The 23,281-nt window shown below is 70.1% G+C and carries 23 protein-coding genes; 13 read left to right on the forward strand and 10 right to left on the reverse strand.

Going from position 1 to position 23,281, the window contains the following annotated elements; all coding sequences use genetic code 11:
• Nucleotides 1-149: 149 nt before the first annotated feature.
• Nucleotides 150-1,571: a hypothetical protein gene (locus DTQ71_RS02860; protein ID WP_109562759.1), complete on the reverse strand. Its 1,422-nt coding sequence runs from the start codon at nt 1,569-1,571 to the stop codon at nt 150-152.
• Nucleotides 1,572-1,642: 71 nt separating this feature from the next.
• Here DTQ71_RS02860 and DTQ71_RS02865 point away from each other — a divergent pair, with 71 nt between their 5' ends.
• Nucleotides 1,643-3,244 (forward strand): hypothetical protein, encoded by a 1,602-nt coding sequence (locus DTQ71_RS02865; RefSeq protein ID WP_109562760.1) that lies wholly within the window; start codon nt 1,643-1,645, stop codon nt 3,242-3,244.
• Here DTQ71_RS02865 and DTQ71_RS02870 read toward each other — a convergent pair.
• A complete protein-coding gene (locus tag DTQ71_RS02870; RefSeq protein WP_109562761.1) occupies nt 3,225-4,409 on the reverse strand; it encodes a polysaccharide pyruvyl transferase family protein in 1,185 nt (394 codons plus the stop codon). The two genes, DTQ71_RS02865 and DTQ71_RS02870, sit on opposite strands and share 20 nt — an antisense overlap.
• Nucleotides 4,410-4,633: 224 nt before the next feature.
• On the opposite strand from DTQ71_RS02870, the gene rsfS reads away from it, so the two are divergent.
• From rsfS to DTQ71_RS02905, 7 genes are all read left to right on the forward strand, one after another.
• Entirely contained in the window at nt 4,634-5,020 is a 387-nt protein-coding gene (gene rsfS / locus DTQ71_RS02875) for a ribosome silencing factor (RefSeq protein ID WP_407066388.1), read from the forward strand.
• A gap of 198 nt (nt 5,021-5,218) precedes the next feature.
• On the forward strand, nt 5,219-5,677 hold the full coding sequence (gene rlmH, locus DTQ71_RS02880; protein ID WP_109562763.1) for a 23S rRNA (pseudouridine(1915)-N(3))-methyltransferase RlmH: 459 nt from the start codon (nt 5,219-5,221) through the stop codon (nt 5,675-5,677).
• A gap of 38 nt (nt 5,678-5,715) precedes the next feature.
• Nucleotides 5,716-7,227, forward strand: coding sequence for a 2,3-bisphosphoglycerate-independent phosphoglycerate mutase (gpmI, locus tag DTQ71_RS02885; RefSeq protein WP_109562764.1), 1,512 nt, complete (start codon nt 5,716-5,718; stop codon nt 7,225-7,227).
• Nucleotides 7,224-8,282, forward strand: a complete 1,059-nt coding sequence (locus tag DTQ71_RS02890; RefSeq protein WP_109562765.1) for a murein hydrolase activator EnvC family protein — start codon at nt 7,224-7,226, stop codon at nt 8,280-8,282. The genes gpmI and DTQ71_RS02890 overlap by 4 nt, the downstream gene beginning before the upstream one ends.
• Nucleotides 8,283-8,291: 9 nt before the next feature.
• Entirely contained in the window at nt 8,292-9,644 is a 1,353-nt protein-coding gene (locus DTQ71_RS02895; RefSeq protein ID WP_109562766.1) for a S41 family peptidase, read from the forward strand.
• Between the two features lie 4 nt (nt 9,645-9,648).
• Nucleotides 9,649-10,125, forward strand: coding sequence for an RNA pyrophosphohydrolase (locus tag DTQ71_RS02900; protein WP_109562767.1), 477 nt, complete (start codon nt 9,649-9,651; stop codon nt 10,123-10,125).
• A gap of 74 nt (nt 10,126-10,199) precedes the next feature.
• Complete coding sequence (locus tag DTQ71_RS02905; protein ID WP_109562768.1) at nt 10,200-10,661, forward strand: hypothetical protein; 462 nt, start codon at nt 10,200-10,202, stop codon at nt 10,659-10,661.
• 170 nt (nt 10,662-10,831) lie between these two features.
• On the opposite strand, the gene ggt is transcribed toward DTQ71_RS02905, so the two are convergent.
• The 3 genes from ggt to DTQ71_RS02925 form a co-directional block, all read right to left on the reverse strand.
• Nucleotides 10,832-12,565, reverse strand: coding sequence for a gamma-glutamyltransferase (ggt, locus tag DTQ71_RS02910; RefSeq protein WP_109562769.1), 1,734 nt, complete (start codon nt 12,563-12,565; stop codon nt 10,832-10,834).
• A 2,262-nt stretch (nt 12,566-14,827) separates the two neighbouring features.
• Complete coding sequence (locus tag DTQ71_RS23345) at nt 14,828-15,004, reverse strand: hypothetical protein (protein ID WP_170125274.1); 177 nt, start codon at nt 15,002-15,004, stop codon at nt 14,828-14,830.
• A 273-nt stretch (nt 15,005-15,277) separates the two neighbouring features.
• Nucleotides 15,278-15,964 (reverse strand): sulfotransferase-like domain-containing protein, encoded by a 687-nt coding sequence (locus DTQ71_RS02925; protein ID WP_109562772.1) that lies wholly within the window; start codon nt 15,962-15,964, stop codon nt 15,278-15,280.
• 287 nt (nt 15,965-16,251) lie between these two features.
• On the opposite strand from DTQ71_RS02925, the gene DTQ71_RS02930 reads away from it, so the two are divergent.
• Nucleotides 16,252-17,094: a cytochrome c family protein gene (locus tag DTQ71_RS02930; RefSeq protein WP_109562773.1), complete on the forward strand. Its 843-nt coding sequence runs from the start codon at nt 16,252-16,254 to the stop codon at nt 17,092-17,094.
• Between the two features lie 74 nt (nt 17,095-17,168).
• Here the strand turns inward: DTQ71_RS02930 and ubiG are convergent, their stop codons facing one another.
• Nucleotides 17,169-17,876: a bifunctional 2-polyprenyl-6-hydroxyphenol methylase/3-demethylubiquinol 3-O-methyltransferase UbiG gene (gene ubiG, locus DTQ71_RS02935; protein WP_109562774.1), complete on the reverse strand. Its 708-nt coding sequence runs from the start codon at nt 17,874-17,876 to the stop codon at nt 17,169-17,171.
• Nucleotides 17,854-18,609 (reverse strand): methyltransferase family protein, encoded by a 756-nt coding sequence (locus DTQ71_RS02940; protein ID WP_109562775.1) that lies wholly within the window; start codon nt 18,607-18,609, stop codon nt 17,854-17,856. Before DTQ71_RS02940 ends, ubiG begins: the two co-directional genes overlap by 23 nt.
• 172 nt (nt 18,610-18,781) lie before the next feature.
• On the opposite strand from DTQ71_RS02940, the gene DTQ71_RS23350 reads away from it, so the two are divergent.
• Entirely contained in the window at nt 18,782-18,922 is a 141-nt protein-coding gene (locus DTQ71_RS23350) for a hypothetical protein (RefSeq protein ID WP_170125275.1), read from the forward strand.
• Between the two features lie 2 nt (nt 18,923-18,924).
• On the opposite strand, the gene DTQ71_RS02945 is transcribed toward DTQ71_RS23350, so the two are convergent.
• Entirely contained in the window at nt 18,925-19,221 is a 297-nt protein-coding gene (locus tag DTQ71_RS02945; protein WP_109562776.1) for a YggT family protein, read from the reverse strand.
• Nucleotides 19,222-19,327: 106 nt separating this feature from the next.
• On the opposite strand from DTQ71_RS02945, the gene DTQ71_RS02950 reads away from it, so the two are divergent.
• On the forward strand, nt 19,328-19,870 hold the full coding sequence (locus DTQ71_RS02950) for an acyl-CoA thioesterase (RefSeq protein WP_109562777.1): 543 nt from the start codon (nt 19,328-19,330) through the stop codon (nt 19,868-19,870).
• 22 nt (nt 19,871-19,892) lie between these two features.
• On the opposite strand, the gene DTQ71_RS02955 is transcribed toward DTQ71_RS02950, so the two are convergent.
• Both DTQ71_RS02955 and DTQ71_RS02960 read right to left on the reverse strand, forming a co-directional pair.
• Nucleotides 19,893-20,555, reverse strand: a complete 663-nt coding sequence (locus tag DTQ71_RS02955) for a hypothetical protein (protein WP_109562778.1) — start codon at nt 20,553-20,555, stop codon at nt 19,893-19,895.
• Between the two features lie 177 nt (nt 20,556-20,732).
• On the reverse strand, nt 20,733-21,311 hold the full coding sequence (locus tag DTQ71_RS02960) for an FMN-dependent NADH-azoreductase (protein ID WP_109562779.1): 579 nt from the start codon (nt 21,309-21,311) through the stop codon (nt 20,733-20,735).
• Between the two features lie 154 nt (nt 21,312-21,465).
• Between DTQ71_RS02960 and DTQ71_RS02965 the strand changes: the two genes are divergently transcribed.
• Complete coding sequence (locus DTQ71_RS02965) at nt 21,466-22,359, forward strand: LysR family transcriptional regulator (protein WP_109562780.1); 894 nt, start codon at nt 21,466-21,468, stop codon at nt 22,357-22,359.
• A 4-nt stretch (nt 22,360-22,363) separates the two neighbouring features.
• A complete protein-coding gene (locus tag DTQ71_RS02970; RefSeq protein WP_407066389.1) occupies nt 22,364-23,233 on the forward strand; it encodes a DMT family transporter in 870 nt (289 codons plus the stop codon).
• Nucleotides 23,234-23,281: the final 48 nt, after the last annotated feature.

Here is a 23,281-nt window from a genome sequence, read left to right on the forward strand (position 1 = left end):
GCGCGGCAATCCCTTGGACCGTCTCATGCGAGTACCCCCCCGATGCAAAGCATCGTGGGAAACGGACTCACCCTTCCGGTCTCGTCTACCATGTCCGAGTCGGCTCCATTACAGCGGCAATACCATAAACACCGTTTCCAAGTAGGAATTCAGGCGGCAGGATGAAGAGCCTGTGGCGTCCTGCCCGCGTTGCGGGCCAGCGCCGCGCCACGCGACAGACCCGCCGCCGCCCCCGCCATCGCGTAAAAGGCGAGGCCCAGATCCGGCGTCGGCAGCGTCAGCACCGCCGAGACCAGCAGCGCCACGCAGCCCGCGCGCAGAGCATCGGCCACCTTTCCCTGCCGGTCCTCGCCGCGCCACGCCCCGCGGCTCAGCAAGAGCGCCCGCAGGAAGCCCGCATAGAGCACCGCGCCGATCAGCCCGAGCGAGGCCAGCACAGCCACGACCCAGCTGGACGCCCGGACCGAGCCGAGCCCCGCCCCGAGACCCCAGGTGTCAGCGAAGTTGATGAGCGCCTGGGCGTTCCAGCTGCCGCGCTCCTGTCCCGAGGCACCCTCCAGCTTGTCGAAAAGCGCGCGGTCGAAGAAGGCCTGGACCGGCTCCACGAAATGGTAGGCGCCGTAAAGCGCCACGATCCCCAGCCAGGCCGCCGTCAGCGACAGCCCCGCGATGGTGGCGCCGCGCCGGGACACCCGCCGCCCCATCCCCGCCAGGATGCGCACCGTGCCATAGAGCGACAGGAACGCGACCAGCCCGACATAGGCCGAGGAGGATGTCGAGTGGATCAGGCAGGCCAGCGTCGCGAACAGCAGCAACCCGGACAGCCGCCGCCGCACGCCCGTCAGCCACAGATGCAGCCAGACCGCCGAGAGGCCGAGGCTGAGATAGCCGAAGCTCGACGCTTCGGGGAAGCCGCCGATCATCCGCTTGAGCCCGATCATCTCGTGGTTCCAGAGGATGGCGTAATTGGCGGTGCGGAAGGGCTCCATCAGCGCCTCCAGCCCCGTGTGATAGGTCAGCACGTCGAGCACGCCGAGCGCGATATGCAGCCCCGTCGCCGCCGCCATCGCCGTGATCACCGGTCCGGGATCGGGGCGCAGCCGAAAGATGGTGGCCGCCGCCAGGAAGATGCACACCCCCAGCAGGTGGCGGAAAAGCTGCGTCAGATTGCCGGTGCTGGGCCGCAGGGACGAGGTGACGACCCCGTTCTCGTTGCCCGCCCGCGCGATCGAAAAGACCAGCGTCTCGCCAGCGAAGAGCCGCGGCATCGCCATCGTGCAGAAGATCGCCCAGACCGTGAGCAGCGCGATCCAGAAGCCCGGCTGCCCCAGGCGCATCGTCCCCAGCAGGAGCGACGTGCCCCCCGGGCGCGCGATCAGCAGCGCGATGATCCCGAGGGCGCCGATATCGGCCAGCAGGATCGAGGCGCCGCCCACAGCGGGCAGGTTGAACGCCGCCGTCGCCGCGAAGGGGAGGAGCGCCATGAACGCCCAGAATCCCCGCTGCGGCCCGCGCATGGCCAGAACGACCAGCGCCAGCACGACCAGGAGGGACGTGGGAAAAAGTTGCATGGCTTAGGTGCTGGCCTCAAAGTCTCGGGTTTGGTCAAGTACTTTCAGTATCCTGTCTTTCGGAGACGAAAATGCGGTGGGTCCACGTCCTCTTCCTGACCGCCGCGCTGGCGGGCGCGGCCCCAGCGCAGGAGTTGCGCGGCCCCGATATGGCTGTGGCGTCCAATTTCGGCCAGGGGATGCCCCTTGGCCTGCTTCAGGCGGCGGTGGCGGCGGGAATCGCCGACTTCCGGGATGCGGTCTATTGGGACCGGGTCGAAGGGCCCGACGGACGCTTTCGCTTCGTGCGCGGCCGCGACACCTTTCCCGCCCGGCTGCCCCGCATGAGCCTGACGGTGAACAACGGCCATCCGGCCTATGAGGAGGGCGCCACCCCCGTGACGCCGGAGGGGATCGCGGCCTTCGGGCGGCACGCCGCCGAGACGGCCGCGCGCTTCCCGACCGTCGACGCGGTCGAGATCGGCAACGAGATCAACTCGGAGAATTTCGTCACTGGACCCTTGCGGGCGGGCGGGCTCGTCCGCCGGGCCGAGGGCTATACCGCGCTGCTAGAGAGTGTCGCGCGCCAGGTCCGGGCCGTGCGCCCGGATGTGCGCATCCTCGGGGGTGCGTTGCACTCGCTGCCGACGGGCTACACCGCGCTGCTCGATCGGGCCGGGGCCTTCGCTCACATGGACGCGCTGGCCTTCCATCCCTACGACACCCCGCCCGAGGTCTTGCCCGCGCAAGTGGCTGAGATGCGGCGCCTGCCCGCCCTGGCGGAGATGCCGTTCGAGATCACCGAATACGGAACACCCGATGCCGAGGCCGCGCCCGCGCTGCTGCTCAAGATGCATTGCATGGCGGCGCTGTCCGGGGTGACGCGCCTGGCCTGGTATCCGCTCCATCCCCGAGGAGACGGGTTCGCCCCGGTTCTGACCCGCGCGGGCGAGGTGACGGAGTTGGGCCGCGCCTATCTCTTCGTGCAGGACCGGTTGGCGGGGCTGCCGGTGACGAACGCGGCCCCCGACGCTTTCGCGCGCGGCTGCCGCTATGGCGACGCCGCCACGGTCATCTGGGGCGCCCCCCGCGAGGTGATCCTGCCGCCGGGGGCGCGGACCCTGGGTCCGAATGGCACGGAGATGGCGCCTGTCCTCTCCGAAGAGGTCCCGCTCCTTGTGCTGGGTCCTCCGCCGACGCTGGGACCGGTGGACCTGCTGGCCGATTCGTTTCTGCAATTCGGCTATCCGGGCAAAGGGTTCACCCGGCTGGCGCGCAATCCGCTCGGGGTGGCGCCGCTGGTGACGATGCCGGGGCAGGGCCGGTCGGGCGTTCCCTGGACGCCCTATCTGGGCCGCCCCGACGATCCCGGGGTGCGGCTGCTCTCGCGCAGTCTGCTGCCTTCCGGAACGGCGGCCTTCCCGGTGGAGGTGGTGCATCGCTACGTCGCGCCCGCCGCTCTGGAGGCGGAGCTGGACCTGATGCTCCACCCCGCCGCGCGCAGCGTCGACGGGGTCCGGCTGACGGTGAGCCTGGATGGCGCGGCGGTGACCGACCTTCACGTGACCGAGCGACACGAGGCGCGGCATGCGTTCTCCCTGGCGGAAGGATCGGTGCTGGAGATCGCGGTCGGCCCCGGCGACACGGCCTTGGGCGACGTGACCGGCTACCGCTTCACTTTGCGGGCACGCTGACGCAGGCCAGCAGACGGTCGATCCCGGCCCAGGCCCTGGCGATCATGCCGTCCTGTCGCGGGTCCCGCTCGGCGGCCAGCGCCGCCTCCAGCATCTCGACGATGCGCGCGGGCGTGGCGCCTTCGGCGATGAAGCCATCGGGCCGTCCGGTCATCTCGAAGAAGGATTGCAGCTTGCGGTCCCAGCCCAGCCCGATCACGGCGCGCCCATAGGAATAGGCCACGATGCAGGCATGAAGCCGGTGGGCCACCACTGCCTCGCACCCCGCGATTTGGGCGACCAGCTCGGCCGGGCGCTCGGCGTCCGGGGGCAGTTCCAGCCGATCTGCGACATCCGCGAGGGCCGCGACCACGCGGACCCGCGCCGCCCGGTCTTCTGCGGCGCCATTGGTAAAGAGCCGCACGTTCCGCCCGGAGGCGATCAAGGCCCGAGCGACCGCCTCATAGAACCGCACGCCGCTCCCCGCGCCGGCGACGGCCCCGTCGGCATGGTGCTCCAGCAGCCCGAAATCCGTCACGCAGAGCCCGACCACTCCGACCTTGGCCGCCACCGGCCCGTAGCAATCGGCGGCCAGCAGTCCCGGATCCGCGATGACTTCCGGCGCCGGGCCGCCTCCGGCCTGTGCGGTCCAGGCCTCGGCAGAGGCGATGTCGCGCGGGCCGACGAGTCGTAGATCGCAGGCCAGCAGCTCTCGGAACCAGTCCCGTCCCCGGGGCGTCCAATTGCGCGAGGCGCCCACCGCATAGAGCGCGAGCGGCGTGCCCGCCTCGGCGATCATCCGCGCGGCGCGGCCGACCTTGACCGGAAAGTTCAGGTTGGCGTCCGAGAGCACCTGACCGCCGCCGATCACCACGAGGTCGGCCCGCGCCGCCGCATGCCACTGCGCGGCGACCCGGTCGACCATCGACTGCAGCTTGCGCTCCGCCAGGGGCTGGCGCACCGCGCGTGGCAGCCGGTCCAGGATCGCAATCAGGAGGCGCCGCCCGCGCACCGTCACATGGCCGAAGCCCTCCCGTCCGGACAGGTCGATATGCGTCACCTCCACGCCAGGATGGCGCGAGCGGAGCCCGTGGGCCAGGCACTCGGCGATGACCCCGTCCCCGAGATTGGGCGAGAAGCACAGGCCGAACTGCGTCACGCGCAGCGGGGCAGGGGCGGTGTCCATGGGCAAGCGAGTTCCGTCCTTATCTGATCGCACGGGAGCCTAACCATAGGGCACCGTGACGTCACGTCGGCGCTCTTGGCGGCGGAGCGGTTTGAATGCAACAGCCCGAGCCCCCACATAGCTGCGTCAAGATTGCCGGACAGCCGCTCCGGTGCTATGATTTTAAAAGGGCTGGTACGGCCCGCGAAACTCCGGAGGATCGGACCCTGAACGCCGATAACCTGCTGGCCCAAGGGGCCAAGACAACGAACTCCCGCGCCCAAGCCGGGCGCAGCGACGAGATCCTGCATCTCGTGCTCAAGTCCCTCGACGATGACAAGGCCGAAGACGTCACGCAGATCGACTTGCGCGGCAAGTCCTCGGTCGCCGACTGGATGGTGGTCTGCTCCGGCCGCTCCTCCCGCCAGGTCACCTCCATCGCCGAGAAGCTTTCCGAACGGCTCAAACCCGAGTTGGGCCATGCCGCGCGCATGGAAGGCAAGGAGCAGGGAGATTGGGTGCTGGTCGATGCGGGCGACGTGATCGTCCACATTTTCCGCCCCGAAGTGCGGGAGTTCTACCAGATCGAGAAGATGTGGCAGGATCCGGAGCCCGCGAAGCGCCTGAGCTGACGGATCGCGCCGGGCTGTCGCATTGGCCGAAGGTCGCGCGCCCATGCCCGGTGAGCATTGTGCGGCGGCTGCCGGAAAGCCGCGCCGCAGGATCTCCGCGGCCCGCTTCCGGCGCGCGCGCCTCCTCATCACCGGTTTCCAAATACTCATGGCGACCCGCCTGCCACGGGCGGACCCTCGGGACGGGAGAGATCCAGAATGCGCCTGACCCTCGTCGCCGTCGGCCGCCTGCGCAAGGGGCCCGAAAAGGTGCTTGTCGACGACTATCTCGCCCGTTTCGCCAAGACGGGGCGTGGTCAGGGGCTGCCGCCTGTGACCCTGACCGAGGTCGAAGGCCGAGGCAGCGGCAGTGAGGCGGAGGCCATCGCTCGCGCCCTTCCCGAGGGCGCCGCGCTGGTTTTGTTGGACGAGCGGGGCGCGACCCTGACTTCCCCGGACTTCGCTGCCCGCCTGGGCGCGTGGCGCGACGAGGCGCGGGACGTGGCGCTGGTGATCGGCGGCGCCGACGGGCTGGATGCGGCGCTGCGGGACCGCGCCGACCTTCTCCTCAGCTTCGGCGCTATGGTCTGGCCCCACATGCTGGTGCGGGTGATGCTGGCCGAACAGCTCTATCGCGCGGCCTCGATCCTCGCCGGCTCCCCCTACCATCGCGCCTGAGACCGGCCTAGACACGGGCCAAACCCCCGGAGGCTCCCATGCAGAAGAAACCCGTGATCCTGTGCATCCTCGACGGTTGGGGGATCTCTGACCGGCCCGAGCAATCGGCCCCGGACGTCGCGCACACGCCCAATTTCGACCGCCTGATGGCGACCTGCCCCCACGCGACGCTCACCACGTTCGGGCCGGATGTGGGGTTGCCCGAGGGGCAGATGGGCAATTCCGAGGTGGGCCACATGAATATCGGCGCGGGCCGGGTGGTGCGGATGGATCTGGGCCTGATCGACCACGCGATCGAGACCGGAGAATTCCACCAGCGTCGCGCGCTCAAGGACTGGATCGAGACGCTCAAGCAGACCGGCGGGACCGCGCATCTGATCGGTGTGATCTCGGATGGGGGCGTGCACGGCCATATCTCGCATGTCATCGCCGCCTGCCGAATCGTGGCGGAGGCGGGCATTCCCGTGGTGCTCCACGCGATCACCGATGGGCGCGACGTCGCGCCGCGCTCCGCCGAGGGCTTTGTCGAAAGGCTGATGGCGAAGCTGCCCGAGGGCGTGACCGTGGGCACGCTGACGGGGCGCTACTACGCCATGGACCGCGACAACCGCTGGGACCGGGTGCAGCGGGCCTGGGCCGCGATGGTCTGGGGCGAGGGGGAGGCCGTCGCCGACCCCGCCGCCGCCGTCGCCGCCGCCCGCGCGCGTGACGAGAGCGACGAATTCATCCAGCCCACCGTGCTGGGCGACTACGAGGGCATGTCGGCGGGGGACGGCGTCTTCTGCCTCAATTTCCGCGCCGACCGCGCGCGCGAAATCCTGGCTGCGCTGGGCGATCCGAAATTCGACGGCTTCGACGCGGGGACGCGCCCCGCGCTGCATATGCTGGGCATGGTCGATTACTCCGCCACCCACGACACCTACATGACCAGCGTCTTCCCCAAGGCGCCCGTCGAGAACACGCTGGGCCATTGGGTCGGCTCCAAGGGGCTGACGCAGTTCCACCTGGCCGAGACCGAGAAATACCCGCACGTCACCTTCTTCCTGAACGGCGGCAAGGAGACGCCGGAGCCCGGCGAGGAGCGCTACATGCCCAAATCGCCCAACGTGGCGACCTATGACCTCCAGCCCGAGATGTCGGCCGCCGAGGTGACCGAGCATTTCGTGGCGGCCATCAAGAAGTGCTATGACCTGATCGTCGTGAACTACGCCAATCCCGATATGGTCGGTCATACCGGCGACTTGAAGGCCGCCGCCGCGGCCTGCGAAGCGGTGGATGCGGGGCTTGGCGCGGTGCTGGAAGCGCTGGAGGGGAGTGACGGCGCGATGATCGTCTGCGCCGATCACGGCAATTGCGAGACCATGGTCGACCCCGAGACGGGCAAGGCCCATACGGCCCATACGCTCAACCCGGTTCCGGTCATCCTGTGGGGCGGGCCCGAGGGCGCGTCCCTGCGCGACGGGCGGCTGGCCGATCTGGCGCCCACGGTGCTGGAGTTGATGGGGCTGGACGCGCCCGAGCAGATGACGGGGATAAGCCTGATCGCATGATCCGCGCGGCGCTGATCTGGGCCGCGCTGGCGGCCCCGGCTGTCGCGCAGGACGGGGCCGAGGCGGCGCGGGAGGCCGCCGCGATGCTGGCGGAGGCGGGCGCGCGGCTGGAGGCCGCCCAGGGCGCAACCGACCGCGTCGGCGCGCTCACCGGGGTGGTGCGCGCCTATGAGGCTGGGCTGGCCGCGCTGCGCGAGGGGCTGCGCCGCGTCTCGGCACAGGAACGGGCGCTCACCGCCGACCTGGCTGCCCGGGAAGAGGAAATCGCGCGCCTCCTGGGCGTTATGGCCGGAATGGGCCAGACGCCCGAAGCTGGGCTGCTGCTGCACCCGTCCGGCGCCCTGGGCGCGGCACGGGCGGGCATGATGCTGGGCGACGCCGCGCCCGCTCTGCGCACCGAGGCCCAGACGCTCCGCCGCGATCTCGCCGTGCTCGACGCGATCCGCGCCCTGGAGGAAGAGGCCGCCGCCGATCTGCGCGCCGGGCTCGACGGGATCCAGGCGACCCGGCTTGCGCTGTCGCAGGCCATCGCCGATCGGACCGGCCCGCCCGAGGCCCGCGCCGACCTGGCCGCGTTGCGCGCCCGCATCGATACGCTGGAGGAGATCGCCCAGAGCTTCGACCAACTCCCGCAGGCCCAGACCGACCTGGATCTGCCCCTGGGCCTCCCGGCCCCCGGCCCCCTCCTGCGCCGCCCGGGCGAGGCGGATGCCGCCGGCATTCGCCGCCCCGGCCTGATCCTCGCCCCGCCGCCGGGAACGGAGGTCACCGCCCCCGCCGCGGGCACGGTGCGCTTTGCCGGGCCGCTTCTCGATTACGATCTCGTGATCTTGTTGGAGCCCCGTCCGGGCCTGATGCTGGTTTTCGGAGGGCTTTCGGAGGTCTATGTCTCCAAGGGACAGATCGTGCCGGGCGGCGCGCGCCTCGGCGCCATGGGCGGGCCTCTGCGCGACGGGGCCGCAGGTGCTGGCGCATCGCGCCCGGACACGCTTTATGTGGAAGTGAGAGAGGCCGGACGGCCCGCGGACCCCTCGGAATGGTTCGCCTTTGAGTAGGGAAGAGACATGAAGAAATTCGCCTTGGCCGCCACGGGCGGCGTCGTCGCCGGGATCCTCGCCACCACGCAGGTCGCCGGCCCCCTTCTGGCTCAGGAAGCGCGGGAGCCGTCGGTCTACGAACAGCTCGACCTGTTCGGCATCGTCTTCGAGCGCATCCGCAACCAATATGTCGAAGAGGTCGACGAGGGCGACCTGATCGAAGCGGCCATCAACGGCATGTTGACCTCGCTCGACCCCCATTCCTCGTTCCTGCCCCCCCGCGACTTCGAGGACATGCAGGTCGACACCCGCGGCGAGTTCGGCGGCCTCGGCATCGAGGTCACGCAGGAAGAGGGCTACGTCAAGGTCATCACGCCGATGGACGGCACCCCCGCCTTCGAGGCGGGCGTCGAGGCGGGCGACTTCATCACTGCCGTCGACGGCGAGAGCCTGCTGGGCCTGACCCTGGAAGAAGCGGTTGAACTGATGCGCGGGCCGATCGGCTCCGAAATCATGATCACGGTCGTGCGGGAAGGCCTCGAAGAGCCCATCGACATCGAGATCACCCGCGACACGATCAAGCTGACCGCCGCCCGCGTCCGGCCCGAGGGCGACAGTGTCGTCATTCGCGTCTCCACCTTCAACGACCAGACCATGCCCAACATCCGCACGGGCCTGGAAGAGACCCTGGCCGAGATGGGCGGGCTCGATCAGATCAACGGCGTCGTTCTGGATCTGCGTAACAACCCAGGTGGCCTGCTCAATGCCGGCGTGGATCTGGCCGATTTCTTCCTGGAGCAAGGCGAGATCGTCTCGACCCGCGGCCGCGACGTGATCGACGGCGACCGCTTCGGCGCGCGCCCCGGCGACGCGATCGAGGGTCTGCCGCTGGTGGTTCTGATCAATGGCGGCTCCGCTTCCGCCTCCGAGATCGTCGCGGGCGCGTTGCAGGACCACCGCCGCGCCGTGGTCGTTGGAACCAAGAGCTTCGGCAAGGGCTCCGTCCAGACGATCATGCCGCTCCAGGGCGACGGTGCGATCCGGCTGACGACGTCCCGCTACTACACGCCCTCGGGCCGCTCGATCCAGGCGCTGGGCATCTCGCCCGACATCGTCGTCGTGCAGCCGCCGCGCCTTCCCGAGGCCGAGGGCGAAGCGGAGGAGCAGGCCACGGCCCGCCCGCGCCGCTCCGAGCGCAACCTGCGCGGCTCGCTCGACAATGACAGCCTGACCGAGGACCAGCAGGAGCAGATCCGCCTGGAGCAGGAACAGGCCGAGCGCGTGGCCGAACTGCGCAACGAGGACTACCAGCTGGCTTACGCCATCGACATCCTCAAGGGGCTCTCGGCCATCGACCTGGCGGCCGGGAACGACGGCTGACGGGATGACGCCCGCGCAGATCGCGGCACTGCCCTACCGGCCCTGTGCCGGGGTGTGCCTGATAAATTCGGCCCGGCTCGTCTGGGTCGGAGAGCGGCTGGACATGCCGGGCGCCTGGCAGATGCCGCAGGGCGGCGTCGATGCGGGCGAGGCGCCCGAGGCGGCCGCTTGGCGCGAGCTCGAGGAAGAGACGGGCCTCTCCGCGGCCGCTGTCGAGCTGCTCGACCGGCTCGATGCGCCGCTGCCCTACGATCTGCCGCATGACCTCGTGCCGAACATTTGGAAGGGGCGCTATCGCGGCCAGATGCAGGATTGGTTCCTGATGCGCTATGACGGCCCCGACGAGGCCGTCGACCTCGACGCGCATGTGCGGGAGTTCTCTCGCTGGGCCTGGATGCCCGCGGCCGAGGTGCTGGATCACATCGTTCCGTTCAAGCGCGACATCTACCGCGAGGTCCTGACGCGCTTCGGCCTGCTGTGATCCGCTGGGGCTGTCATCGCATGACGGCCCCATTGCATGTCAGGATGCGGGGGTCGCTCATCTCGGAGGCTCCCATGCGCTTTCTCCCCGTCCTATTCCTCGCGGCCCTGGCGCAGCCGGCCACGGCGCTCACATGCGCTCCGCCCTCGGTGGCCTCCAGCTTCGCCATCGCCCAGGACAGCCCTCTGACCTATGTGCTCGCCGCCGGGCGGCTGACCCCTCTGGGCGGCACCGCGACGCCGGTTCCACGCGACCCGCCCCTGCGCGTCCATGAGGTCCGGCTGGCCCGTCTCGACGGCCATCTGGCCAGCCGCTCGGGCTTCGACCGGCCCGTCTCGCTGGAAATCGCGGTCGAGCTGATCTGCGCCGGTCCATGGTGCGCGGATCTCCCCGAGGGAGAGCTCCTGCTCTTCCTGGAGCGGCATGGCGACGATTATGTCCTGCTCGAAGGCCCCTGTCCGCGCTTCGCCCTGACCTCGACACCCGAGACCCGCGCCGAGGCCCTCGCCTGCCTCACCGGAACCTGCCCGGACTAGCGGACCGTCCTTTCTTCTGGCCCGAAAGACCCTCGGGGGATTTTCAAGGGGGCCCGAGGGCCCCCTTGCAGCAGGGAGCGCGAGGGACGGCAGTCCCTCGCGGCCTGGGCTCCGCCCACTCGCGGGCGAAATGGTCCACTGGACCGTTTCCGGGGAGCCCGCTCACCCCTTCACTCGCCGATGGCCACGCCTTCCCGCCGCGGGTCCGCCCCGCCGGTCAGCCCGTCCGGCCCCAGTGCGATCGCATGCAGCCCCGAGGTCAGGCCGCGAATGCTGGTCTCGAAGCCCATCGCGCCCAGCGCTTCGGCCAGATCCTCGGCCGCCGTCCCTTCCTCCAGGTCGTAGGTCCCGAAGCGGTTGACCAGATGCGGCAATTCCACGGCCTGCTGCACGTCCATGCCCCAGTCCATATGCGCCACGATCGTCTTGGCCACGTAGCCGATGATCCGCGACCCGCCCGGAGAGCCGACCACCAGCACCGGCGCTTCGTCCTGCATCACGATGGTGGGCGCCATGGATGAGCGCGGCCGCTTGCCCGGCTCCACCCGGTTGGCGATGGGCACGCCGTCCGAATGGGTGCGGAAGGAGAAGTCCGTCAGCTCGTTATTGAGCAGGAACCCGCCCGGCGTGAACAACCGCGAGCCGAAGCCGTTCTCGATGGTCGTCGTCATGCTGAGCGCGTTGCCGTCCGCGTCCACGATCGAGATATGCGAGGTCGACGGCAACTCCAGGCTCTCGTCATCGGCCCAGAGCATCGCGTGATCCCAGGGGGGCGTGCCGGGCGCGACCTCCTCCAGCGCCGTATCGCCTGCGAGCAGGGTCGCGCGGTCGCTCAGATAGGCCTGGTCCAGCAGGCCGCGGCTCGGCATCGGCACGAAGTCGCTATCGGCCATGTAACGGCCCCGGTCAGCGAAGGCGAGGCGCGAGGCATCGCCGATCAGGCGCCACGCCTCCGGGCTGTCGGGGCCCAGCCCGGCGATGTCGAAGGGCTCGATCAGCCCCAAGATCTGCCCCACGGTCAGCCCGCCGGAAGAGGGCGGGCCCATCCCGCAGACCTCGGCCCCGCGATAGGGGGCGCAGACGGCCGGCCGCTCGATGACGTCATAGGTGGCGAGATCCTCCAGCGAGAGATGCCCCGGCGTGGCGGCCCCGCGCACGGTCGCGACGATGCCCTCGGCGATCTCTCCGCTATAGAAGGCGTCCGCCCCCTCGGCGGCGAGGGCGCGCAGGGTGTCGGCATAGGCCGGGTTGCGGAGGGTCGATCCCTCCAGGATCGGGATCCCATCGGGCAGGAAATAGTCGGCCGTCGCGGGCGCGACCGAGAGCCGCTCCCGCCCGTCCGCGACCAGCGCGGCGAGGCGCGGCGAGACGGTAAAGCCCTGTTCCGCATGGCCGATGGCGTCGTCGAAGAGCGAGCCCCAGTTGGCCCGGCCCCAGCGGCGATGCGCCTCCTCCATCAGCGCGGGCGTCCCCGGCGTGCCGACCGAGAGCCCGCCGACGACGGCATCCCAAAAGCCCATCGGCTCCCCGTCGATCTGAAAGAGGGTCGGTTTGACGGAAAGGGGTGCCGTCTCGCGCCCGTCGAGCGTGGTCACTTCGCCGCTCGCCGCGTCGTACCAGACCAGGAAGGCGCCGCCGCCCAGGCCCGACGATTGCGGCTCCACCAGGCCCAGAACGGCCTGCACCGCGACCATGGCGTCGGCCGCCGAGCCGCCCTCGCGCAGAACGCGGGCACCCGCCTCGGAGGCGAGGGGGTTGGCCGCCGCGACCATCCAGTTCTCGGAGGCGACCGGCGCGCCGGCCTCTGGCGCGAGGCCCGAGGCGGCCTCCGGCGCGACGGAGTCGGCAGCGGTCTGCGCCCAGGCGGGCGCCGCCGCCAGGGTCAGGGCAAGTAGGATACGCATTGGAGGTCCTCCACTCAGGTTCTCCGATCATTGCGCTCGAACTCCGTCGCGGCAACCCTGCGCCGGGGGCGGGGCGCCCGGGCGGCGGGGAAATCCCCGCCCTACGCCTCCTGACCTGTCGGGTGTCGGGCGTGCGGCGGCTGTGACGCCTGTGATCGCGTCCACGGCGCGACCCTTCAGGAAATGGGCCCATGACCCGTTTTGGTGCGCTTTGCGGCGCGTCTGGCCGGGAGGTGGGTGATGTCTGCGGATCCGGTTCGATGCTGCGCCCCGCGAAGCCGATGGGCGGATGCACCGTAGGGCGGCGGGTCGCGCAAGGCCCTCTCCAAGCGGTTCGTGCCGTGGGCCGGGCGAGGCGCGTGGGACGCCTTGCGCGACGGGCAGGGCGAAGAGGGAGCGAGGCTGGGATGCGCGATGCTCCACCTCCGCAGGGGCCACCGTTTGGCGGCGGGAAGCGGGGCCGGGGCGCACGTCATGGACCGCTCGCATGGGGCGCGCCAAGCGGCGCATGGCCGTGGATGAGATCGGCCGACGCCGCCGCCCCCGTCCCGCTGCTGGCGGGCGATCGCGGCGAGGCGGAGGGGCCAGCCGCGTTGGTCGAGGGCGTCGCGCCCGGCGGGCGCTGCGCCCCCCGCAAGCGCCCGCATCGCGTCGATCCCGCGCTCTTCCCGCCCGCATCGGCGAAGGCGGCGTCTCGCGCCTCGAGGGCGGGCGCCGGATCACAGCCGGAGACGCCTCACTCTTGCACCCTCCGGGCCGCAACCGTCATCGCGGTCATGCTCTCCCCTTGGGGCCGAAGCCCGCGCCAACTGGGTTCCGCCAGCCGCCGGGCCTCGAAGACGTGTGACGGGGCCTTTCTGGGCGCTAGGACCATGAGACCATGCAGGGCGGCGCAGGTGGGGGCTGCGTGACGGCGGCGGGACCGGGCGACATGTGTCGAGCTTTTGGCCGGGAGAGCGATGATCCGCGTCCTGGACCCGCGCGGTCGCGCGATCCGGATGACCGGCTCCCTTGCACCTGCGGGGATCGACGGGGGGACAGTTTCATCACCCTGGTAGACGGCGCTCCGTTGGCCGTTTCCGGAGGCGGGCCGGCTTCTCGGGAGGGGCATTTCGACCCAGCCAGGGCCGGTCCGACGCCTGTGCCCAGGGGTGGTCGTCCTGGAGCGGGCGGCCCGTTGGCGGCAGCCGCGGGGGAGGGCCTGACCAAGGACGGCTTGAGCCCATTTTCGCGGAGAGGGGGATCGTCTTGCTTGTAGACGGAGGTCTCCGGGATGGCCTGCCCGCCGATCGTGCGGGAAATGCCCGGTGGCTTTGGACGCTCTCGCGACGGCATGGGCGGTGCGTGGACGGCAACCAGCACCTGGGGCCACTCAGTCTGAGCGCCGCGACCCGCGTGCGCGTCCGCCCTTCCGTCGGAGGCGGCGCTCACCGTCTCCCAGTTGGCCGCCGCGCCGGGGCCGCCTTGAGGGTGTCGCGGGATCCGGCGTCCTGGTGTCCTCGGGTGACAGCTCCGTTTGGCGGGGATGCCCCTAGCCCGCGACATCTCTGCTCGTCTTGTCCTGGTGTTCCCTGCCACGCCAGCCCCCGGGAAACGCCCCGCCCCGGTGGCTGACGAGCAGAAGCCCAAGGCTGGTGAGACGGAACCGACCAAGCGGGAGATCGGGAGCACGGGCGCCAGTCATCCCGCATGGGGCGTGCCCGTGATGTTGGCGAGATCCAGGACGGCGATGGCGAGCGGTCCGCACATCTCGGTCGCTATCGCATGCAAGCGGCGGTAACGGAATCCGGCGGAAACCCGCCGGACAAGACGCCCGCGAAGGTCGGACCGCAGGCCCCGTCGCGGGCCACCCGGGCCGAGACCGCGCCCAAAACCTTGGAGGTCCGTGGGCGGGCACCCCCGCATCAGCGACCGCTTCTCGCCTGAGGCGGTGCGCTCGGCCCCTGCCAGCACCTGGCCAAGGCCCATCCCGTCGATGCCGAAGCACACCAGGATCTCCAGTAGCGGATGCGCCTCCCGGTTGCTCGCGCGGTCGGTGATGGCGCCGCAGATCGGCTGTTGGATGCTCTTGGCCGGGGCTGAGGCTGGGGGCGCGATGATCAGGGAGACGTCGGCGCGCGGTTGCCCCGAATTCTCCTGCGGTGGGGATCGGGGCGTTGCCGAAGCTGGCGGGAATGGCGATGCCGACCGTCAGCGCGAAAGAGCCTGCGATCAGGCTGGGGACGAGAGGCGTGCGGGCAAGCAGTATCGGGTGCTCTCTGGCTAGCTGCCGGTCGGCGGCGAGACAGGAAGATAGGCGGCCAGGGACGAGACAGCCGAGAGCGGTGGGCCGCGCCCGCCGACAGGCGCCTCGCCCGGCAGGCTATCGACGCATGGCGGCAGGTCTCGTGCGCCGGTCGAGTCGACGTGCAGCGGATTGCCGTCTGCGAAGGCGTGCACGCCGGAGTGTGCTGGGTCTCAAAGGACTGGTCTACTTCCGTTTTCCGCCGACTGGGCGTCGGTCCCTTGGCCGTCGGCGAGAGCGTCGGGCCAGTGCCTCGCCATTGCGGCGGCCTCGGTGCCGCAGGATCGGCTTCGTCGTCCAGAGCGCCTCCTGCATGCCTCCGCGCACCCCGGTCTGATTGCGCCGCAAATGCGCCTCGTTGCTCAGGCCCGCATGGGGATGTTGCACGGGCCTTCTCTCGGAGCAGCTCCGGGGCTTGGCCGCGCGGCTCAGGGGGTGAGCGCGCGCGCGCGCATCGCTTCGTAGAAAGGCAACGCGCCGCGCAGCAGGTCGGGGCGGTCGGTCTCGGGCAGGGGGCCTTCGGGGCCCGCGAAACCGGTGGAGCGGTGGACGGCGTCATACCAATGCGCGGCCCAGACCCCGTCCGCCGAATGACCGCCCGCTGGCCAGGAGAGCATCGCGTCGGACCAGGGCAGGCCGATCTCGGCGCAGAGTTTCTGTAGCATCGCCCGAGGGTTGCGGCGCAGTTCGGACGTATCGACCACGATCCCGCCGAGCCGGTCGTAGAGCGCGGCTTGCGTCGCAAAGCCGATGGCCTGCTCGTCGAGGCCGTCATGCTTTTGCCCGTAGCTTGCGATGACCCGGGCGGGGTGGCGGATGAGGTGGACATGGACGGCGCCTTCGGCCCAGTCCAGCGGCATGCCCTCCATGTGGTGGGTCATGTGCTTTTGGTAGACATGGGGGGTGCCGGGGCGGGCGCAGGCGGCGGCGACCTCGGCCGGGTCGGTCGGTTGCGCGGCCAGGATCGCTTCGCGCATCGGGTGGGGAAGGCCGCTGCGGGCGAGGAAGGCGGCGTAGAACGGCTCGTCCATGACGGTGCAGTCGGGCCGGTTGCCAAAGCTGTACATCATCGCGGTGGAGAGGTTCCGGGGGCCGGACCAGGCGGCGATGCGCATGAGGAAGCTCCGTCGGGATATCGGTCGTGACGTCCGTCGTGACGACGGTCACGACGTAGCGGATGCGGATTTCGGCGGGAAGAGCCCGATTGCGCCGACACGGCGCGCGGACCGGAATCCGGGAGCCGGAGCGCGTGTCGGTCAGCTGTCTCTCTCCGACCTCGGGGTCCGTGCCCTTTCGTCCGCGCCGCCCGCCATTCGGCGCGAGGCCGGAAAAGATGCCCGCAGATTTCGCTTGGTGAGGCGCGGCAATTTGATGCACCGTGCCTTTCACGGAGGACGTCCAAATGAAGACACATGCCTGGTTTGTCATCGCCGCCCTGGTCGGCACCGGGGCCTTGGCCGAGCCCTCGCTGGAACGCGGGGAATATCTCGTCGAGGGGCCGGCCGGCTGCGGAAACTGCCACACGCCCATCGGGCCCGAGGGCCCGGTCATGGAGATGAACCTCGCAGGCCGCCTGGTCGAGGAGACGCCGGGCTTCACCGCCATCGCGCCCAATATCACGCCGGGCGGGCGTGTCGCGAATTGGACCGACGAAGAGTTCGCCCGTGCGATCCGCGAGGGGATCACCCCCGGCGGGTCGCGGGTGATCGGTCCGCCGATGCCGATCGCCCTCTACCGGGGCCTTTCGGACGACGACGTGATGTCCATCGTGATGTATATGCGGAGCCTCCCGGCCGTGGAGAACGACCCGGGAGAAAGCGTCTACAACATTCCGCTGCCGCCGGCCTACGGGCCACCGATCGAGACCGTCGCCCATCCGGAGGAAGGCGTCACCGTGGAATATGGCGCATACCTCGCCGGTCCGGTCGCCCATTGCATCGAATGCCACAGCCCGATGGGGCCGCAGGGCCCGGACTGGGTGAACCAGCTCGGCGCGGGCGGCTTCGAGTTCCACGGCCCCTGGGGCGTCTCGGTCTCGTCCAACCTGACCCCCCATCCGGAGGACGGGATCGCCGAATGGACGGATGCGGAGCTGGTGCAGATGATCACCACCGGCATGCGACCCGATGGATCGCCGATGATGCCGCCGATGGGATATGGATATTACAGCCGCATGACCCAGGCCGATCTGGACGCGATCATTCTCTATCTGCGCCAGATCCCGGCCTTGGCGGACCCGACCTGACGCGAGGGCGGGCGCTGGCGCCTCGGCGCGCCAGCGCCGGACGCCCGGCGCGTGGATGGGCCGGGCCAGCGGGCTCAGGGTTTCTCGGCCACGCCCATATAGATGATCGCTTTCGACGGAAGGCGCCCGAAAACCGGATCGCCCCGCCGGTTCACGCCGCGCGGGCCGAGGCCCGTCTCGGGGCCGGGGCGGAGACCCGCCGCCTTCATCGCCGCGCGCAGCTCCGCCGGGGTGATGAACATCTCGGGGTCGTGGGTGCCCTTGGGCAGCAGGCGCAGCACGTCCTCGGCCATGGTGATGACCGCCAGCCGCGAGAGCGGGTTGCGGTTGATCGTGTCGTAGAAGAACTGGCCGCCGGGGCGCAGCACGCGGGCCACTTCGCGCATCACCTGGCCCAGGTCGCGGACATGCTCCAGCACGTCGACGCAGGCCACCGCGTCGAAGCTCGCATCCCCATAGGGCAACGCCTCGCCCACACCCACGTCATATCGGATCTCGCGTCCCCCCGCCTCGGCATGGGCGCGGGCGGCGACGATGGCGTCGGCGGCGGGGTCGATCCCGGTGACGCGGGCACCCCGGTCGTCGAGCGCTTCGGCGAGGAAGCCCCCGGCACAGCCGAGGTCCAGCACGTCCTTGCCCCGCCAGTCGATGAAGCCGTCGAAGAAGGAGAGCCGCCCCGGCACCATGTTCTTGAGCGTCCGGACCCAGCGGATGTCGTCGGACCACCAATGCGCGGCGACGTCGTCATAGATGGTCAGGTCATTGCGCTGGGCTGTCGGCATCGGTGCGGGCCTTTCGTGGAAGCGGGAGCCAATAGGGAACGCGGGCGCGATAGGCGGTAAAGCGGTCCCCGTAGATCTTGGAGAAGCGCCGCTCCTTGTGGAGGGGCGCGAGGACGCAATAGCCGGTCCAAAGCATCGCCAGGGCCAGCTGGTCGGGCGTGTAGGTCGGCATCGTCCAGAGCGTGAGGGCGAAGCCCAGATAGATGGGCTGCCGGATGACGCGGTAGAGCCCGGTCTCGGGCATGTCGGGAAAGACGGGGCTGCGGTCGCGCGCCATGGCGAGCCAGCCGAGCATCCCCGATTGCAGTTGGAGCCCGCTTTGCAGGATGGCGAGGCTCAGAAGGCCCCAGGCGGCGGCGAAGAGGCCGCACATGAGCCAGTAGACGGCGCCCTCGGCCTGCCACAGGACGATGCCCGTGGGCGTCCAGAAGGCAAAGACCAGGGCCAACTGCACGGAGGCGATCAGGGCGTAGCTCGTGGTCGCCAGCCGCGGGTCGGGGCCGATCCGCGCGAGGAACCTGCGCCCCCTCCCGGTCAGCAGCAGCGAATGCGCCAGCGGAAACTGCGCCACAAGCGCGAGGTTGGCGAGCGCCGCCCAGGGCCAGGGCGCCGCACCCCAGCTGCGGGTCAGGCCGTGGAACAGGTGGTAGATCATCAGCCCCACGCCGAGCGCGAAGAGCCCGTGACAGGCCGCGCCCCAGGCCAGGGCGAGAAGGAGTCGTTTCGCATTCATGATGGCGCGGCAGATAGTGCGGTCGCGCCCCCCGGGAAGCGACGCGATGTCTCGGGCCCGGCACCGTTTCCGGGGGCGGGGCGATCCTGTCACGGCGGCGTGATTTGCGCCGCGCGGCAATTCGCGCGATGCTAATGAACCGTTCCGTTCAGTTGCCCACGGGAGATGCGAGATGACCGAACGTTTGTCCAACCTGCGTCTGTTGGCGCTGATCCTCGCGATCGCGGCCGGGCTGATCCTGGAGGCGAAGGCCGAGGACCGGCGCGCTTTGGCCGAGAAGGACTGCGCCGAGATGGCGGTGCTGGTGAGCTAGGCTCAGAAGCCCATCGCCGCCTGCGCGCGCAGGTCCCCGAAGATCATCTGCAGGATGATGATGCCCAGGATGAACACCAGCGGCGCCAGGTCCAGGCCGCCGGTCGCGGGGAGGATGCCGCGGATCCGCGAATAGGCGGGTTCCAGGATGCGGTTCAGCCCGTCCCAAAGCTGGCCCACGATCGGCTGATGCAGGTTCAGCACCCCGAAGGTGATGAGCCACGACATGATAATGTGCGCGACGGCGAACCACCAAGCGACGTTCAGTAGAAGCAGGACAATGTCGATCAGGGTGCTCATGCGGGTCTCCGTTTGTCCGCTCTGAGGTAGGCGCGCTCCGGGGCGCTTGCAAGCCGGACGCGAGGTCGTGCTTGACGCGCCCCGGGCGCGGTCGCAGGCCCCCGGCATGTATCCCGTCTTTCGCCTCGCCTTGCAGATCTGGCGCCAGCGCCGCGCGCCGCGCATGTCCCTCACCGACACCCATGTCAGCCATCACCTCTGTTGGCCCTGGGATCTGGACGGCTTCGCCGAACTCAACAACGGGCGGACCCTGACGCTCTATGATCTGGGGCGGTTCGGCGCGGGGGCGCGGACCGGCCTGATGGAGGTGCTGCGGACGCGGCGCTGGGGTCTGGCGGTGGCGGGGGCGTCGGTGCGCTACCGCAAGCGGGTGACGGCGTTCCAGCGGATCGAGATGCGCACGCGCTGCGTGGGCTGGGACGCTCGCTTCGTCTACATCTTGCAGTCGATGTGGGTGAAGGGCGTCTGCACCAGCGAGGCGCTGCTGCGCACCGCCGTGACCTCGCCGGCGGGCACGCTCCCGCCCGCGCAGGTGGTCGAGGCTCTGGGCTGGCGCGGGGCCGCGCCGGACCTGCCCGGCTGGGTCGCGGCCTGGGTCGCGGCGGAGGCCAGGCGCCCCTGGCCGCCGGAGGATGCTCTCAGCGTCTGATCCGCGTGGCCAGGGGCCGCGTTCACTCGGCGGCGACGTCCTGTCCGCTGCCGTTCGGCTTCGGGCTGCGCTTAGGCGCGGTCGCCTTGGCCGCCCCTTTCCGAGGGCTCTGCGGCGCCTTGGCAGCCGCCTTGCGCGGCGTCCGCACCTTGGGCTTCGAGACGGCATCCACCGCACCCGAGGGCTCCGCCGCGCTTTGCGGGGCCTTGGCCGGGGGCTTGGCCCGGGCCGCGGTCTTGCGGGCGGTCGTCTTGGGAGCCGTCTTGGCGGCGGTCTTTCGGCGCTTGGGCTGCGCCTTGGCGGCCGGTTTCTGCGGCGCTTGGGTGGCGGGCGCCTCCGCTTTCGCCGGGGCGGGCTCGGGCGCGACGGGCACGACGCTCTCCGCTGCGACGGGGGGCGTCGCCTCCGGTTGGGCCGGGCTTTGGGGCGCGGGCTTGGCGACCGGAGCGGCGGCCGTCTTGGCCGTCGCGGTCCGGCCCCGGGCGCTGTCGGCTTTCCGGGGAGCATGGGGCCCCTTCGCGACGGTGTCCCAAAAATCGAGCGTGCCGCGGGTGAAGACCGTCGAGACCGCGAGCGTATCGCGGGTCTGGCGGGCCCAGGCGGCGGTCAGGCGGGCGGAAAACTCGATCGTGGCGATCGGCGGCAACAAGCTGGCGGCGGCGGCACGGTGGAGCATCGGGGTCATCGGGGGCCTCGTCTTGTTTCGATACGCGTGTCCTAGGCCCAGATGGTAAAGGCCCGGCCCGTTTGAAGCACCGTGCGCGCAAATTAAACGCCCGCGCCAAGCGGCGCGGGCGTGGATCGGGGACGATTTGCCACCGATGGCGGCGGGTTGCCCGTGGGGCAGGCAGCCCGAAAAGCGTCAGGCGGCCAGCTTCGCCAGCTGGGCCTCGGCCTTGCCCATGGCGGCTTCGGCGTCGATCATCAGCGTGTCGGCGGTGATGAAGGTCACGTCGGTGATGCCGAGGAAGCCCAGCATGTGCCGCAGATAGGGCGACGCGAAGTCGATGGGCGACCCCTCCTGGGTGCCGCCCGAGGCCATAGCGACGATCGCGCGCTTGCCCTTGAGCAGGCCTTCGGGGCCGTTCTCGGTATAGCGGAAAGTGACGCCGGCGCGGGCGACCAGATCGATCCAGGCCTTGAGCGCGGCGGGCACCGAGAAGTTATAGACCGGCAGCCCGATCACCACCGTGTCGGCGGCCTGAAGCTGCGCCACCAGCGCGTCGGACTGGGCCAGCGCCTCGCGCTGCGCCTCGCTGCGCTCCTCGGCGGGGGTGAAGTTGGAGTGCATCCAGGTCTCGGTGATCTGCGGCAGCGGCGTGCGCGCCAGGTCGAGATGGGTCACCTCACCGTCGAGCATGTCGACGATACGGCCGGTGAGGTCGCGGCTGACGGAGCCGTCGAAGCGGGCGGAGCTGTCAATGCGGAGGATCTGGGTCATGGCGGGTCTCGCTGTTGGATGGTGCTGGGGGGAAGATTGGCGCGGCCCGGGCGCGGAACAATTCGCACATTTTCCGCATGACCTGTGCGTATGTGCGGGAAACCTTGCTATGTGCGCCGATGCGAGGTTACCTGCGCACGAACGGAGGGCTGCGATGGCATTCGACAATTGGGACGAGGTGCGCACCGCCTATCAGGTCGCGCGGCTGGGAACGGTCTCGGGCGCGGCGCAGGCGCTGGGCGTGCATCACGCCACGGTGATCCGCCATGTCGACAGCCTGGAGGCCAAGCTGGGCACCAAGCTGTTCCAGCGCCATGCCCGCGGCTACACGCCCACCGAGGCGGGGCAGGATCTGCTCAAGGTCGCGCAATCGACCGACGATCAGCTGCAACAGCTGGCCAACCGCATCCACGGCCGCGGCAACGAGGTGACGGGCGAACTGATCATCACCTCCCTCGCCGTGCTGGCCCCGCTGCTCTCGCCCGCGCTGGCCGCTTTTCGCGAGGAGCACCCGGATCTGACCATCAAGTTCCTGACCGACGAGCGGCTCTTCCGCCTCGAATATGGCGAGGCCCATGTCGCCATCCGAGCGGGCAACCCGCCCGACCAGCCGGACAACGTGGTGCAGAAATTCTACCTTCAGGGTTTCGGTCTCTACGCCTCCAAGGATTACATCGCGCGCCACGGCCGCCCGGAGAGCCTGGAGGATGTGGGCGACCACGTGTTCATCGGGTCCGCCGACGAGGTGCCGCGCGCGCCTTTCTTCGCCTGGCTGAAGAAACACATCCCGGCCAGGAATATCGGCTATCAGATCAACCAGATCACTGCCGCGCGCCCGGCGGTGCAGGCGGGTCTCGGCATCGGCTTTTCGACGACTTGGGCAGAGGCGGATGAAGAGGATGTCGAGATGGTGTTCGCGCCGCGCCCGGAATGGAACTCGCAGCTCTGGCTCGTCACCCATGTCGACCTGCACCGCACGGCCAAGGTCCAGACCTTCGTGACCTTCCTCAAGGAGTGGGCAAAGCGATGGCCCGAGCTTGAGGACTGACGCCATCCCCGAGGCCCTGCGCGGACATCTCGCGATGTTCCTGGCCTCGGCGCTGATCGCGGGCAGCTTTCCCATCGGCGCGGCCGCGGCCAACGACATTTCTCCCATGGCGCTCAACGCGGTGCGGTTCGTCATCGCGGCGGGGGTGATCGGCGTAGCGGTCGTGCTGACCGGCGGCGTACCGCGCGCGGCGCTGGCGGCGCCCTGGCGCTACGGCGTCCTGGGCGGCGTGTTCGGCTGCTATTTCGTCCTCATGTTCGAGGGGCTCAAGACGGCCGCGCCGGTCTCGGCGGCGGCGGTCTTCACGCTGACGCCGGTGATGGCGGCGGGGTTCGGCTGGCTCTTGTTGCGGCAGATCTCGGGGGCGCGCATCCTGGGCGCGCTGGCGCTGGGGGCGGTGGGCGCGCTCTGGGTCATCTTCGGCGGCGGCGACGCGGAGGGCGCGGCGCTGGGCCGGGGCGAGGCGATCTATTTCGCGGGCTGCGTCGCCCACGCGCTCTATACTCCGCTGGTGCGCCTGCTCAATCGTGGCGAGCGGGCGGTCGTCTTCACCTTCGGGACGCTGGTGGCGGGGGCGGTGCTGCTCTGCACGCTGGGCGCGCCGGCGCTGGCGGCGACGGAGTGGACCACGTTGCCGTCCCGAGTCTGGGTCGCGATCCTATACACCGCCGTGGCGGCCAGCGCGGCGAGCTTCGTCTTGCTGCAATACGCGACCCTGCGCCTGCCGTCCTCCAAGGTGATGGCGTATACCTATCTGGTGCCGTCCTGGGTGATCGTCTGGACGTTGGCGCTGGGCGGGGGCGCCCCGCCGCTGGTGCAGTTGGGCGGGGTCGCCGTGACGGCGGCGGCGCTCGTCCTGCTGCTACGGGACTGAGGCCGCCGATCCTTCGCCCTCAGGGCCCTTGGAAGGGTCGAGGCGCGT

The sequence above is a fragment of the Jannaschia seohaensis genome (assembly GCF_900116765.1).
In the GTDB taxonomy this organism is placed as follows: Bacteria; Pseudomonadota; Alphaproteobacteria; order Rhodobacterales; family Rhodobacteraceae; genus Jannaschia; species Jannaschia seohaensis.

What these genes read in the sequence shown, in the direction of transcription:
- DTQ71_RS02905 (WP_109562768.1), top strand. Translation starts at nt 10,200, where the DNA reads ATGCGCTTTCTCCCCGTCCTATTCCTCGCGGCCCTGGCGCAGCCGGCC.
- gpmI (WP_109562764.1), top strand. Translation starts at nt 5,716, where the DNA reads ATGCAGAAGAAACCCGTGATCCTGTGCATCCTCGACGGTTGGGGGATC.
- DTQ71_RS02930 (WP_109562773.1), top strand. Translation starts at nt 16,252, where the DNA reads ATGAAGACACATGCCTGGTTTGTCATCGCCGCCCTGGTCGGCACCGGG.
- DTQ71_RS02945 (WP_109562776.1), bottom strand. Translation starts at nt 19,221, where the DNA reads ATGAGCACCCTGATCGACATTGTCCTGCTTCTACTGAACGTCGCTTGG.
- DTQ71_RS02895 (WP_109562766.1), top strand. Translation starts at nt 8,292, where the DNA reads ATGAAGAAATTCGCCTTGGCCGCCACGGGCGGCGTCGTCGCCGGGATC.
- ggt (WP_109562769.1), bottom strand. Translation starts at nt 12,565, where the DNA reads ATGCGTATCCTACTTGCCCTGACCCTGGCGGCGGCGCCCGCCTGGGCG.
- DTQ71_RS02940 (WP_109562775.1), bottom strand. Translation starts at nt 18,609, where the DNA reads ATGAATGCGAAACGACTCCTTCTCGCCCTGGCCTGGGGCGCGGCCTGT.
- DTQ71_RS02870 (WP_109562761.1), bottom strand. Translation starts at nt 4,409, where the DNA reads ATGGACACCGCCCCTGCCCCGCTGCGCGTGACGCAGTTCGGCCTGTGC.
- DTQ71_RS02955 (WP_109562778.1), bottom strand. Translation starts at nt 20,555, where the DNA reads ATGACCCCGATGCTCCACCGTGCCGCCGCCGCCAGCTTGTTGCCGCCG.
- DTQ71_RS02890 (WP_109562765.1), top strand. Translation starts at nt 7,224, where the DNA reads ATGATCCGCGCGGCGCTGATCTGGGCCGCGCTGGCGGCCCCGGCTGTC.
- DTQ71_RS02965 (WP_109562780.1), top strand. Translation starts at nt 21,466, where the DNA reads ATGGCATTCGACAATTGGGACGAGGTGCGCACCGCCTATCAGGTCGCG.
- ubiG (WP_109562774.1), bottom strand. Translation starts at nt 17,876, where the DNA reads ATGCCGACAGCCCAGCGCAATGACCTGACCATCTATGACGACGTCGCC.
- DTQ71_RS02960 (WP_109562779.1), bottom strand. Translation starts at nt 21,311, where the DNA reads ATGACCCAGATCCTCCGCATTGACAGCTCCGCCCGCTTCGACGGCTCC.
- DTQ71_RS23350 (WP_170125275.1), top strand. Translation starts at nt 18,782, where the DNA reads ATGACCGAACGTTTGTCCAACCTGCGTCTGTTGGCGCTGATCCTCGCG.
- DTQ71_RS02865 (WP_109562760.1), top strand. Translation starts at nt 1,643, where the DNA reads ATGCGGTGGGTCCACGTCCTCTTCCTGACCGCCGCGCTGGCGGGCGCG.
- rlmH (WP_109562763.1), top strand. Translation starts at nt 5,219, where the DNA reads ATGCGCCTGACCCTCGTCGCCGTCGGCCGCCTGCGCAAGGGGCCCGAA.
- DTQ71_RS02925 (WP_109562772.1), bottom strand. Translation starts at nt 15,964, where the DNA reads ATGCGCATCGCCGCCTGGTCCGGCCCCCGGAACCTCTCCACCGCGATG.
- DTQ71_RS02950 (WP_109562777.1), top strand. Translation starts at nt 19,328, where the DNA reads ATGTATCCCGTCTTTCGCCTCGCCTTGCAGATCTGGCGCCAGCGCCGC.
- DTQ71_RS02900 (WP_109562767.1), top strand. Translation starts at nt 9,649, where the DNA reads ATGACGCCCGCGCAGATCGCGGCACTGCCCTACCGGCCCTGTGCCGGG.
- DTQ71_RS02860 (WP_109562759.1), bottom strand. Translation starts at nt 1,571, where the DNA reads ATGCAACTTTTTCCCACGTCCCTCCTGGTCGTGCTGGCGCTGGTCGTT.